This is a genomic window from Cupriavidus phytohabitans (genome assembly GCF_017815025.1).
Classification (GTDB): Bacteria; Pseudomonadota; Gammaproteobacteria; order Burkholderiales; family Burkholderiaceae; genus Cupriavidus.
In genome coordinates this window covers 11,594-24,367 of the sequence record NZ_JAGIQB010000037.1, presented here as the reverse complement: position 1 = coordinate 24,367, position 12,774 = coordinate 11,594, and the positions used below count along the sequence as shown (strand labels likewise).

The window sequence follows — 12,774 nt, the reverse complement described above, 5'->3', positions numbered from 1 at the left end:
GGGAGAGGGGAGAAAACACTCAAGCCGCAAAACCCGGCCAGTCCTCCATCCCGGCAGGCCCGGTGATCTGCGACAGCGGGAACGGCTCGCCTTCGCGGAGGGTTTCGACCTTGCCTTCGGCCGGGAACCACAGCGCATTGCGTTCGCCCAGCACGGTGCCGTTGATGCCATCCGAGTACAGCGCCGAGCCCTCCGGCAGCGCGAACACCTGTTCCGGCGCATTGATGTTCAGGAACTCGGCCAGGCGCTCCTCGCGGCTTTCGCCGTTGTGCCCCGCGGCCTTGCCGCTGATGAAATGCGGGTTGATCTGGAACGGCACCAGCCCCAGCGCTCGCAGCGAGGGCGGCTGCACGATCGGCATGTCGTTGGTGGTGCGGATGGTCGGGCAGGCCACATTGCTGCCGGCGCTCCAGCCCACGTACGGCGTGCCCGCGCGCACCTTCGCGCGGATCCCGTCGACGATGCCGGCGTCATACATGCGCTTGAGCAGCGCGAAGGTATTGCCGCCGCCCACGGCGATGGCCTCGGCTTCCTGCACCGCGCGCAGCGGATCGGCGCTGTGGTGGATCGACTCGAGCGCGTAGCCGAGCTTCTCGAACACCGGCTTGACCATGCCTTCATAGGTATCGAAGCTGAAGCTCACGCCCGCGAACGGCACGAACAGCACCTTGCGCGGCTCGCGCTGCAGCAGCGTGTGGATCTGCTCGCCGGCGTGCTCCAGGTAGCCGAGGTTGTCCTTGCGCGAGCTGCTCATCAGGAGGATGCGTTGGGTCATGTCTTGGATTCCGTCTGTTCGGTGTTGGGATCAGGCGATGGCGGCGCGGATCAGTGCGGCGACGCGGTCGATCTCTTCGTGCGTGTTGAAGTAGTGCAGCGACACGCGCGCCATGGTGGACACGCCGTAGCGCGCCAGGATCGAATCGGCCATGAAATTGCCCGCTTCGATGATGCATTGCTGCGCTTCCAGCGCGGCCACGATGTGCGTCGGATCCACGCCACGCACGTTGAACGGCACGATGCCGATGCGGTGCGTCACGTCGGCCGGGCCGTACAGTTCGAAGCCGGGGATCCCGGCAAGCTTCGCCACCGCGTACTCGGTCAGGTCGCGCACGCGCGCCTCGATGGCATCGATGCCGATGGCGGTCGCGTAGTCGATGGCGGTGCCCATGCCGAGGATGGCCGGCACGATCGGGCAGCCGGCTTCGAAGCGCTTCGCGCCCGCCACCAGCGACAGCGCGCCGGTGTTGCGGTCGTACGCGCCGTTCCACCAGCCCACCAGCATTGGCTCGACCTGCCCGATCAGCGCGCGGCGCACGTACACGAAGCCCGAGCCCTCGGTCGCGCGCAGCGCCTTGCGCCCGCAGCCGGCGAGGAAGTCGCAGTCCAGCTGCGCCACGTCGGAACGCAGCATGCCCACGCTCTGCGCGGCATTGACCAGCGACAGCACGCCATGCTTGCGCGCGACCGCGCAGATCTGCGCGGCGGGCTGCACGGCGCCAGTTGAGTTGGGGAGGTGCGAGAACGTCAGCAGGCGCGTGCGCGGGGTGATTGCGGTCTCGAATGCCTCTGCGCTCAGCAGCCCTTCGGCATTGGCCGCGACCATCTTCACCACGATGCCATGCGACTGCTCCAGCCGGCGCCACGGCAGCAGGTTGCTCAGCATCTCGGTGTCGGCCACCAGCACTTCATCGCCCGCTTGCCAGGCGATGCCGCGCGCGGCGATGGCAATGCTTTCGGTGGCGTTCTTGGTGAAGGCGATCTCGTCGGCCGCGCAGTTGAGCAGTCCGGCCAGCTTGCCGCGCACGGCTTCCACGCGTGCATAGGTCTCCTTGCGGAACGCCGGCAGGTAGATGCCGACATGGCCGGTATCGAGCAGGTAGCTGCGCACGGTGTCGAGCACGGCGTCGGGCGGAATCGAGGCCGCGGCCGTGTCGAGATAGATGGTGGAAGCCGTCAGCGGAGTGTCGGCGCGGATTGCTTGGATATCCATGGAACGTCTCGGGTAATGACAGGCGGGACGCAGCGCATGCGCCCCGGGATGGCTTGCTGCAGGGCTTACTTCTTCAGCTTGGTGACGGAGCCGAAGAAGCTGAAGAGGGCATCGCCGGCGATCACGCCGCCGGCAAAGGCGCTCATCTCGGCCAGGTGCTTGTCGCCGCGCAGGCGCTGTACCACGAAGCGGATCAGCAGGCCCGCCAGCACCGCCCAGCCGGCCAGCGGCGAGGCGATCAGCATGCCGGTGGAGAGCAGGATGCCGAGCTGGCGCTTGGAGCCACCGAGCCATTGCAGCAGCGCGCCGGGGATCGCCCAGATCACCAGGTTGCGCGCGATCTCGGCCGACGAGCCGGCCTTGATCGATGCCGCATAGACACGGTCCACCGGCGGGATCAGGCCCTGCGAGAAGAAGGTGCCGTGGAACACGATCACCACCACGGCGGCCACGCCGAAGCCGACCATCGCTGCCAGGAACTGCTGCTTGCGGCCTGCGATCTCGGCTTCCATGTCGCGGCCCTCGCCGCGCAGCAGGTAGCCGGTCTTCAGGTCGTAGCCCATGTCGGCAAAGGCCGGGCCGGTGGCTGCCGAGAAGCCCACCAGCACCGCCAGCGCCGTCGGCGGGAAGCCGATCAGGATGCCGATGGTCAGCGTGATCAGCGCCACCGCGAAGGCCGGGAACCAGCCCGAGTGCATCGCCGCGATGCCGACGATCAGCTCGTGCACATAGGCGGCAAACGCGGCGTACAGCACGAACACGACCAGCATGCCGAGCGACATGTCCGACACATGCCCGGCCAGCAGCGAGATCAGCAGCGCGATCGCCAGGTAGATGACAAAGCCGCCCGACAGGATGCGGCTGGCGCGCGAGGCCGGAACTTCGATGCTGCGCGCATCGGCCGCCGGGGCGTTGCGCGCACGGCGGATTTCCGTGGCCACCTGGAACAGCGCGACGATGCCCGCGCCGATCATCAGGCCATGCGGAATGTAAGCCTTGGCGATATCGATGCCGGTCACCGCCACCGAATAGCCGCGTACCAGTAGGCCGATGCCGAACATGGTCAGCGCCGCCAGGTTGCCCAGGAACGCCGCGCCGAACGCCGACATCGGCACGCCCAGCCATGCGCCGCCGACGCCAACGGCAATGCCCAGGCCCAGGAACGCCGCCTTGCGGCCGCCGCGGTCGCCGGCCCAGATTGCCTCGGCGGTGGCGATGCCCGCCGGCCAGGTGCCGGTGGCGGGGAAGATCTTGCTGCCGAACAGGAAGTACAACATTGCGCCGTCGACGAACATGGCGATCACCGCGCCGATCAGCATCGGCGTGGCCAGTTCGGGCATGCCCATCGCATACGGCACGCCGATCGGGATCATCAGCGAGTTGGCGGCGCCGAAGGTGGCGGACGAGATCGCGGTCTGCACCAGGTTCTGCCGCTCCAGCACGCGGAAGCGCCGCGTGATCTCCAGCGGGATGCGCGAGAACACGATCGCGATCAGCGCGCCGATGATCGAGGTATTGGCCGAGATCCCCAGCGATACGATCAGCTGCATGCCGATCATGGCGCCGAATACCGACAGCGCCACCGACACCAGCAGCAGCAATGGCTCCATAAAGCGCGACCGTGTCGCGGGCTGCGCCGCCACCGGCGCGTTCAGTTGTGTTGGCATGGTCATGTCTTCTACCGCTCCCCGTAGTGTTGTCTGGTTTTGTGTGTCGTGCGCGCGCGTTGCGTAGGCGCGCCGCTATCGCATAAAGCCCGCCACCGGGCCAATCGTCTTGCGCGCCGCGCGCAGCGCTTCCAGCAGCCGGGGCACGGCGTCGCGCGTCAGCCGCTGCAGCGGGCCGGCGATGGCGAGGGATCCCACCACCGCCCGCGTGTCACGGTGGTGCAGCGGCAATGCCAGCCCGGCCACCGTGGCCGCGGATTCCTCGCAGGTATAGGCAAAGCCGTCGGCGCGGACCTGGGCCAGTTGCGCGGCCAAGTCGGGCGCATCGCCGATGACCTGCCGCCGGAACGCTTCCGGCTGGAAGGCCAGGATCGCCTTGGCATGCGCGCCGGCGTCCAGCGCGAAGCGCTGGCCCACCTCGATCGAAAAGCGCAGCTGGTGCTGGCTCTGGGCAATGTCCGTGCACAGGCCTTCGTGACCGTCCAGCCAGGACAGGAAAACCGTTTCGCCGCTTTCCTGCGCCAGCGCCTCCAGCGCGGGCTGGACCACCTCTGCCGGCGAAAACGACTTGCGCATCACTTGCCCCAGCTCGAACCAGCGCAGCCCCAGCCCATAGCGGCCGACGCTGTCCTGCGTCAGGAAGCCATTGGCGGCAAACGTGGCCAGTGCGCGATGCACGACGGCGTGGTGCACGCCGCTTTCGCGCGCCAGTTCGCGCACGCCCCAGCTGGGCTGGCGAGCGGTGAAATGGGTGAGCAGCGCAAGGGCGCCGTCGAGGGTCTTGAGCATGACTGACTGCTTTGTGTCTCTATATAAGAGACAACGTCTCTGATACAGAGAAATGCTAGGCCTCGCTCCAACAGCCAACAATCAGGGTTAACACGCAGTCCCAGCCAGCGCCCGGGCGAATATCGACCATGCGCCGTTGCCTATACTTGGCGCAGACCGACTGCTACTGGGGAGGCGCCCATGGCTGCGGAAGACCACGGTTTCGGCGACGAAGCGGCCCGCATCGCGCATCGCCGCGGCCAGCTCGGCATCGCGCCGCGCACGCATGAGGGCCAGCGCAACTGGGCGCTGGCGCTATCCGGCGGCGGCATCCGCAGCGCCACGTTCTGCCTGGGCGTGACGCAGGCGATGGCAGGCACCGCCATGCCAGCCACCACCCTGGCCACCACCGGGGACACCGAGGCTCCTCCGACGCCCGCAGCAAGTACTGCCGCCTCGGCGCAGGCCGTGCCCGGGCTGGCCTCTCTGCTAGCCCAGTTCGACTACCTGTCCACCGTCAGCGGCGGCGGTTACCTTGGAGCCTTCTTTGTCAGCCTGTTCGTGCCGGGGCGCCTGCGGCGCGGCGCCGGCCCGGTCCAGGCCGCGGCCGACGCCTACCACACGCTGCAATGCGAGCCGCCCGGGCGCATCCACACCTCGGTCTCCTATGCCGCCGATCCCGGCCGCGGCGCGGTCGCGTGGCTGCGCGAGAACGGCCGCTACCTGTCGCCTACCGGCGCGGGCGACAGCCTTTATGCCGCCGCGCTGGTGGTGCGCAACTGGCTGGCCGTGCATTATGTGATCGGCAGCGCGCTGCTGGTATTGCTGTCCCTGCTAGCGCTGTTGCTGCACGGCGCGGCGGGAGCGTGGTACGGGTTCGGACGCTATGAGATGGACTTGCTGCACGATGCGCGGCAGGCCTTCAACCAGGGCGAATGCGCGATCTGGTGGAGCCCCTGGCTGTGGCTGCCGCTCGCCACCGCCGTGATCGGCGCGGTGCCGCCCGGCCTGGCCTACTGGCTGGTCTATCCGCGCGCCAGCGATTCGCAGGCACCGGGGCGTTTTTTCAGCCCCGCGCCGATGGTGGCCCTGCTGTTGGGGCTGCTGTTGCTTGCCGCCGCGCGCTGGTCGGAATGGCTTGGCGCGGAGCTGGTCTCGGCGCAGCTCTTTGCCGCGATGGGCGTGCTGACGTGGCTGGGTGTGCTGAGTTGCCTGGTGATGCTGCAGGGCGAGCCGCGCACCGTGTCCGGCTATCGCGTGCGGGCCACGCGCGCGCTGCGCACGGCGGTCACGCTGACGCTGTGGCTGGCGGCATTGGGCCTGGCCGATACCGCCGCACGAACCACCTATCTGTATGCCCATGCCGCCGGCCATCCGTGGGGCGCGGCGCTGCCCGCGAGCGTGCTGGGCGTGCTGGTTTGGCTGGTGCGCTATGGCGCGCGCTGGTTCGACGAAGGCCGCAAGGGCAGTGCCGAGACTGCCTGGCGCGCACTGTGGACACGCTTGCCGGTCTCGCTGCTGGCCGGCGCGGCCGCGGCGGTGCTGGCGCTGCTGCTGTTCGTGTTGTGGTCGTGGCTGGTGCTGTGGGTGCGCTGGGATGGCCGCGAGCCGGTCGACTGGCTGGTGTATGGCACGGCCTACACCGGTCCGGCGCTGGCCACGCTGACAGTAGTGGCGCTGGTGCTGGCGCTGGTCGCCGGCCGCTTTACCGGCTTCCTGAACCTCTCGACGCTGCAGCCCTTCTATGCGGCGCGCCTCACGCGCGCCTATCTTGGCGCGTCCAACGGCGAGCGCTTTGCCGCGCCCGATCCCGATCCGGTCGCGGACCGCCGCCGGCGCGCGCGCTTCAGCGTGGCAGAGCCGGTGCCCGGCGACCAGCTCAGCCTGAACGCCTACTACGATCCGCGCGTGCTGGCGCCGCTGCACCTGATCAACGTGACGTTGAACCTGACCGTCGATCCGGCCGAGCAACTGGTCCAGCGTGACCGCAAGGGCAAGCCGCTGTGCCTGGCACCCGGCGCCGGTGTGGCCCAGCCGGGCGCCGCGACCACCATTGCGCCGGATGCCTATGTGCGCTTCACCATCGACGGCTGGCGGTGCTGCCCGGACGCGTCATGGCCTTCATCGGGCAAGCTGGCGCAATCGCTCACGGTGGGGGACTGGATCGCAATCTCTGGCGCGGTGGTGTCGACAGGGCTGGGCCGTGCCACCACGCTCGGGACCTCGCTGCTGCTGGGCCTGGCCAACCTGCGGCTGGGCACGTGGTGGCCGTCGTATCCGGCCAGGTACGCGCGCCAGGGCGGGCGCGAGGGCGAGCAGTGGCGCCATCCCGAACGCGCCACGCATCCATGGCTGGCCGCCGGCATGTTCCGCACGCAATACTATCTGGGGTGCGAGCTGAGCGCCCGCTTCCATGGCACGCGGCGCGGCTGGCAGTACCTGTCGGACGGCGGGCATTTCGACAATACCGGCGTCTACGAACTGCTGCGTCCGGGCCGGGACGTCGCGTTGATCGTGCTGTGTGACTGTGGCGGCGACCGGGACTATCGCTTTGGCGACCTCGCCAACCTGATCCGCCTCGCGCGCATCGACCACGGCCTGGAGATCGTCGTGGATACGGAGGCCGCCACCACGCACCCGGTGCTGAGCCAGGTCTTCGGTGTGCCGGACGATTTCCTGCCGGGCGTGGCGGCCGGCGGCCCTGCCGCCGACAAATGCGCGGTGCTGCTCAACGTGTACCGCACCGACCCGGCCTGCGCGGCGCCGCGCGCGCGGGTCTGCCGCATCGTGCTGCTCAAGCCGCGGCTGGTGTCATGGGCGCCGGCCGACGTGCGGCACTATGGCGCCACGCACCCGGCCTTCCCGCAGGAAGGCACCGGCGACCAGTTCTTCGATGAAGCGCAATGGGAAAGCTATCGGGCGCTGGGCCATGCGATCGGCCAGCGCGTGCTGGGCGGCGAGGTGGGCAGGGCGCTGCTGGCGTGATCGGGTGGCCTGAACGTCGCCGTTAGCACACGAAGGTTAGCGAACAAAGCCGATCACGTCCTCCAACCGGCCGCTGGCGTCGCGCAAGGCCTCCAGCAGCCGCGGCACGGCGGCCTCATCCAGGCGCTGCTGCGGCCCGGCAATGGCCACCGAGCCCACCACCGCGCTGCGGTCGCGCGACCACAGCGGCAGCGCCAGCCCGGCCACGCTGGCCGCGGCTTCCTCGCGCGTATGGGCCCAGCCGCGTTCGCGCACCTCGGCAAGCTGCTGCTCGATGCGCTCGCGGTCCAGCGCGGTGTGCGGCCCCATGCGCGCCATGCCCTGGCGGTAGACTTCGTCGCGGAAGGCATCGTCCTGGAAGGCGAGCATCGCCTTGGCATGCGCGCCCGCGTACAGCGCAAAGCGCTCGCCCAGCTCGATCGAGAAACGCAGCTGGTGCTGGCTCTGCACCAGCCCCACGCACAGGCCTTCATGGCCGTCGAGCCACGACAGGAACACGGTCTCGCCGCTTTGCGCGGCCAGCTTTTCCAGAACCGGGCGCACGATCTCGTCCGGCGAGAAGCTCTTGCGCACCACCTGCCCCAGCTCGAACAGCCGCAGCCCCAGCGAATACTTGCCGGTGGCCGCGTCCTGCACCAGGAAGCCGTTGGCGGCAAAGGTCGCCAGCACGCGGTGCACCACGGCGTAATGCACGCCGCTGTGCTTGGCCAGCTCGCGCACGCCCCAGGTGGGCTGGCGCACGGTAAAGTGGGTCAGCAGGGCCAGCGCGCCGTCCAGTGTCTTGAGAGTCATCGATCGTTCCTTCGCATCGGGCTGAATGGTAAGGGCAAGCGGCGCGCGGCTCAATCCTTGCGCCCGGGTGCCGCGCATTTGCCGAAGTTGGCCGACATTTGCCGGCGTTTGCGGATACCCACGCCGCCTGCAGGGCCGCAAATCCGTTGCCAGCACGATCCGCGCGGGCTCACTAACATAGCGAACCATCCGCATTGCAGCGGGCGGCGCACGTGTGGCGTACGCCGCCCGCCAGACCACGACATGAACCGCGACTCTCTCCCCGCCGGCAACGGCATCGCTTATTCGGTGCTCGACCTGGCGCCTATCCCGCAGGGCAGCGACGCCGGCCAGGCCATGCGCAACTCGCTCGACCTGGCGCGCCATGCCGAACGGCTGGGCTACCACCGCTACTGGCTGGCCGAGCACCACAACATGCCCGGCATCGCCAGCGCCGCCACCGCGGTGCTGATCGGCTATGTCGCCAACGGCACGCAGACCATCCGCGTGGGCTCCGGCGGCGTGATGCTGCCCAACCATTCGCCGCTGGTGATTGCCGAGCAGTTCGGCACGCTGGCCTCGCTGTACCCGGGCCGCATCGACCTGGGGCTGGGCCGCGCGCCAGGCACCGACCAGGCTACCGCGCGCGCATTGCGCCGCCATCTGGCCAGCGACAGCGCCGATACCTTCCCGCAGGACGTGGAAGAGCTGCAGGCGTACTTCGATGACGTGCGCCCCGGCCAGCGCCTGCGCGCCGTCCCCGGTGCAGGCCTGAAGGTGCCGATCTGGCTGCTGGGCTCGAGCCTGTTCAGCGCGCAGCTGGCCGCGGCGATGGGCCTGCCGTTCGCGTTTGCCTCGCACTTTGCGCCGGGCTTCATGCGCCAGGCGCTCGACCTTTACCGCCGCACCTTCCGGCCCTCGGAAACGCTGGATCGCCCGTACGTGATGCTCGGCTTCAATGTCTTTGCCGCAGACAGCGCAGACGAGGCGCGCCGCCTGTTCAGTTCGCTGCAGCAGCAGTTCCTGGCACTGGTGCGCGGCACGCCGGGGCAGTTGCGCCCGCCGGTGGACGACATCGAGTCGCTGTGGACAGAGAGCGAGGCCGACCATATCCGCCGCTCGCTGGCGTGTTCGGTGGTGGGCGATCCGGAGACGGTGCGCGCGGGCATGCAGCGCTTTGTCGACGACCTGCAGCCGGACGAGCTGATGCTGACCGGCCAGATCTACGACCACCAGGCGCGGCTGCGCTCCTTCGAGATCGCCGCCGGCGTGGCGCGCAGCCTCAAGGCCAACGCCGCGCTCTGAACCATCCGGTATGACGCACGCCGCACTTGCGGCGTGCGCTCGCCGCTGTCTCGAGATTCCTGCCTGCATTCTGGATTGCATCGCGCCGATGCGCTCGGATACATTAGAAGGCCGACACCAGACAGAGGCGCGGCCGCCCAGGCACGCACCCGCACAGTCCGCCCGATCCACCGCCCCCTCAGCAGGCTCCCGGGGCCGACGGCAGCGACGACCAGGAGACAGCGATGGACCTGCGGCAACGCGAGCACATCGAGACGGTGGTCCAGGCCACCACATACCTAGCCCCGCCCGCCGTGCTGGCGGACCGGATCGCGCACGACGCCATCATCCAGAACTCATGGCGGCGCTGCGTGCACCAGTACGGGCTCGATCCCTCGCGCATGCAGGAAGCGCGCATCCTGCCGCAGCCGCGGCTGCGCGAACACCAGGAACGCATCGACGATTTCGCGCGCATCGCGCGCCACGGGCTGCAAAGCCTGTACGGCCAGGTGGCGGCGCTGGGGTACGTGGTGCTGCTGACCGATGCGCAGGGCGTGACGGTTGATTACATCGGCGATGCGCGCACCGACGCCGCGTTGCGGCACGCCGGCCTCTACCTTGGCGCGGAATGGAGCGAGAGTGGCGCTGGCACCTGCGCGGTGGGAACGGCGCTGGTCACTGGCCAGGCGTTGACGGTGCACCAGGCCGACCATTTCGATGCGACCCATATCCCGCTGACCTGCACCGCCGCGCCGCTGTTCGACACGCACGGCAACCTGCACGCCATCCTCGACATCTCCGCGCTGACCTCGCCGCACGCCAAGGACAGCCAGGGACTGGCGTTGCAGCTGGTGCGCATCTATGCCGCCCATATCGAGAACGCCAACTTCCTGCGCGCGCACCGGCGCGACTGGATCCTGAAGCTGAACGTGGCGCCCGAGTTCGTCGACGTCAACCCCGAGTACCTGCTGGCGCTGGATGAGGCCGGCCGCATCGTCGGCCACAACCACCGCGCCAGGCTGATGCTGGAGGGCGAACTGGGTGGCGCGGCCGGCGCCACCGTGCTCGGCCAGCGCTTCGAGGCACTGTTCGGCGCCCGGCTGGAAGACCTTGGCAACTATGTCTACTCGCGGCCCAGCGAGCAGCGGCTGGTGGCGCTGAACCGCAGCGGCGGGCTGCTGTACCTGAGCGTGATGCCGCCCGCGCTGCGCTGGCAGGCACCGGCGAAGGAAGCGCCGGTGGCCATGCCCCCTGCGCTGGCCGCGCTGACCGGCGGCGACGCCGCGCTGCAGCAGCAATTGCAGCGCGCCGCGCGCCTGGTCGATTCACCGATCAATCTCCTGATCCATGGCGAGACCGGCAGCGGCAAGGAGTTCTTCGCCAAGGCCCTGCACCAGGCCAGCGCGCGCCGCGGCGGCCCGTTCATCGCGGTGAACTGCGCGGCGATCCCCGAAACGCTGATCGAGAGCGAGTTATTCGGCCACCTGCCCAACAGCTTCTCCGGCGCCGGCCCGCGCGGCAAGCGCGGGCTGATCCAGGAAGCCGACGGCGGCACGCTGTTCCTGGACGAGATCGGCGACATGCCGCGCGAGCTGCAGTCGCGGCTGCTGCGCGTGCTGGCCGAGGGCGAGGTGCTGCCGGTCGGCGCCGCGCGGCCCGTGCCGGTGCGGCTGCGCGTCATTTCCGCGACGCACCACGGCCTGGAGCAACTGGTCGCCGAAGGACGCTTCCGCGAAGACCTTTTCTACCGTTTGAACGGCGCCCGTTTCGAGCTGCCGCCACTGCGCGCGCGCAACGACCTTGACTGGCTGATGGCCAAGCTGCTGCAGGAAGGCGCGGCCGCGCCCGTGACGCTGTCGCCGGCGGCCCGCGAGCGGCTGCATCGCCATCGCTGGCCGGGCAACCTGCGCGAGCTGCGCAACGTGCTGGAATACGCGCGCGCCGTCTGCACCGGCGGCTATGTCGATGAGCACGACCTGCCTGACGGCCTCGGGACGACAGCCATCCCCGCGGCACCGCCGCAAGCTGCGCCGGTTGCCGGCGACAGCGACGCCGCTGCATGCGACCCGCACCAGCTGCCACCCGAAGGCATGCTGCTGATGCAGTACCTGCGCGCTTCCGGCTGGAACCTGAGCGCGGTCGCGCGCCAGATCGGCATCAGCCGCATGACGCTGTACCGGCGCATGGAGCGTTATGGCATCCAGTCGCCGAACCGGCGCGACGGCGACGCGGGCAGCTAGCCGCGCCGACGCCCGGTCCTGGGGGTCGCGGTGACTGGGGTGACTGGGGTGACTGCGGTGGCAGCCGGCGGCGAGACGCCCGCCGCGCATGCCGCGCGCAGGGCATCGATCAGCAAGCGCACGCCGGGCGTGGCGGTACGGCGCTTGCGCGACACGATGCCGTAGGGCACCAGCCGGCCGCGCATTGCCACCGGCAGGATTGCCAGCGCGCCCATCGCGGCGAAATAGCCGGCGATCGCGCTGGGTACCACGGCGATGCGGTCGCTGCCCGCCAGCAGCGGCAGCGTCGCCATGATGGAAGAGGTTTCGATGACATCCTCCGGCAAGGGCACGCGCGCATCGCGAAAGGTCTGGTCAATGATCTGGCGCATCGGGCTGGCGGCGGGCTGGATGATCCATGGATAGCCCGACAGGCCCGCCAGCCGTACGCTGCGCTTGCCTGCCTGCGGATGCGCGGGGCGCGCCACGATCGACAGGATCTCCTCGCACAGGGGCTCGAACGCCAGGTCCTCGGCAAGCGAGCCCGCCGGGATACGGCCGACCACCACGTCCAGTGCATCCTGCCGCAGGGCCTGCACCAGCACGTCGCTGGTATCCACCTGGAGTGCGATGTGCAGCTGCGGGTGGCGTGCCTTGAGCCCGTTGATGGCGCCGGCCAGCAGGTCCGGCACCGGTGCCAGGATCGCGCCGATACGCACCTTGCCGATCTCGCCTGCGGCGATGGCGGCAAGCTCGTCGTGCAAGGCATCGAGATCGGACAGCGCCACGCGCGCATAGCGGATCAGGGCCTCGCCGAACACGGTCGGCGTGATGCCGCGGGCGTGGCGCGTGAACAGCAGCGTTCCGACGGTGTCTTCCAGCTCGTGCAGTGCCTTGGTCGCCGCAGGCTGGGTCAGGGCCATCTCGCTGGCGGCGCCACGCAGCGAGCCGTGTTCGGCGAGTGCCAGCGCCAGGCGAAGATGGCGCATCTGCAGGCGCTTGCGCAGCGTGGCGGCGTTGCTGAGCTGGGTCAGGGATTCGGGCATGGCAGTGTACGGTGGACGCCGGTTTTATAGCACGCATGGCGGAC

Annotated in this window: 9 protein-coding genes; 3 read left to right on the top strand and 6 right to left on the bottom strand. The window is 69.3% G+C overall.

The window, feature by feature from the left end:
• Nucleotides 1-19 precede the first annotated feature (19 nt).
• The 4 genes from pepE to J8I34_RS23230 all read right to left on the bottom strand — a co-directional run bounded on the left by pepE (nt 20) and on the right by J8I34_RS23230 (nt 4,446).
• Nucleotides 20-775: a dipeptidase PepE gene (gene pepE, locus J8I34_RS23245; protein WP_029045039.1), complete on the bottom strand. Its 756-nt coding sequence runs from the start codon at nt 773-775 to the stop codon at nt 20-22.
• Nucleotides 776-805: 30 nt separating this feature from the next.
• Nucleotides 806-1,990 carry an aminotransferase class V-fold PLP-dependent enzyme gene (locus J8I34_RS23240; RefSeq protein WP_209807106.1) on the bottom strand — a complete coding sequence of 395 codons (1,185 nt, stop codon included), beginning with the start codon at nt 1,988-1,990 and terminating at the stop codon, nt 806-808.
• A gap of 65 nt (nt 1,991-2,055) precedes the next feature.
• On the bottom strand, nt 2,056-3,663 hold the full coding sequence (locus tag J8I34_RS23235) for an OPT/YSL family transporter (RefSeq protein ID WP_029045037.1): 1,608 nt from the start codon (nt 3,661-3,663) through the stop codon (nt 2,056-2,058).
• Nucleotides 3,664-3,732: 69 nt separating this feature from the next.
• Complete coding sequence (locus tag J8I34_RS23230; RefSeq protein WP_209772568.1) at nt 3,733-4,446, bottom strand: IclR family transcriptional regulator; 714 nt, start codon at nt 4,444-4,446, stop codon at nt 3,733-3,735.
• A 180-nt stretch (nt 4,447-4,626) separates the two neighbouring features.
• Here J8I34_RS23230 and J8I34_RS23225 point away from each other — a divergent pair, with 180 nt between their 5' ends.
• Nucleotides 4,627-7,410 carry a hypothetical protein gene (locus J8I34_RS23225; RefSeq protein WP_209807105.1) on the top strand — a complete coding sequence of 928 codons (2,784 nt, stop codon included), beginning with the start codon at nt 4,627-4,629 and terminating at the stop codon, nt 7,408-7,410.
• Nucleotides 7,411-7,446: 36 nt separating this feature from the next.
• Here the strand turns inward: J8I34_RS23225 and J8I34_RS23220 are convergent, their stop codons facing one another.
• Entirely contained in the window at nt 7,447-8,202 is a 756-nt protein-coding gene (locus J8I34_RS23220) for an IclR family transcriptional regulator (protein ID WP_209772565.1), read from the bottom strand.
• Between the two features lie 243 nt (nt 8,203-8,445).
• On the opposite strand from J8I34_RS23220, the gene J8I34_RS23215 reads away from it, so the two are divergent.
• Nucleotides 8,446-9,486 carry an LLM class flavin-dependent oxidoreductase gene (locus tag J8I34_RS23215; RefSeq protein ID WP_029045033.1) on the top strand — a complete coding sequence of 347 codons (1,041 nt, stop codon included), beginning with the start codon at nt 8,446-8,448 and terminating at the stop codon, nt 9,484-9,486.
• A gap of 224 nt (nt 9,487-9,710) precedes the next feature.
• Nucleotides 9,711-11,705 (top strand): sigma-54-dependent Fis family transcriptional regulator, encoded by a 1,995-nt coding sequence (locus J8I34_RS23210; RefSeq protein WP_209807104.1) that lies wholly within the window; start codon nt 9,711-9,713, stop codon nt 11,703-11,705.
• Here the strand turns inward: J8I34_RS23210 and J8I34_RS23205 are convergent.
• On the bottom strand, nt 11,702-12,730 hold the full coding sequence (locus J8I34_RS23205) for a LysR family transcriptional regulator (protein ID WP_035876688.1): 1,029 nt from the start codon (nt 12,728-12,730) through the stop codon (nt 11,702-11,704). The genes J8I34_RS23210 and J8I34_RS23205 overlap by 4 nt on opposite strands.
• Nucleotides 12,731-12,774 lie beyond the last annotated feature (44 nt).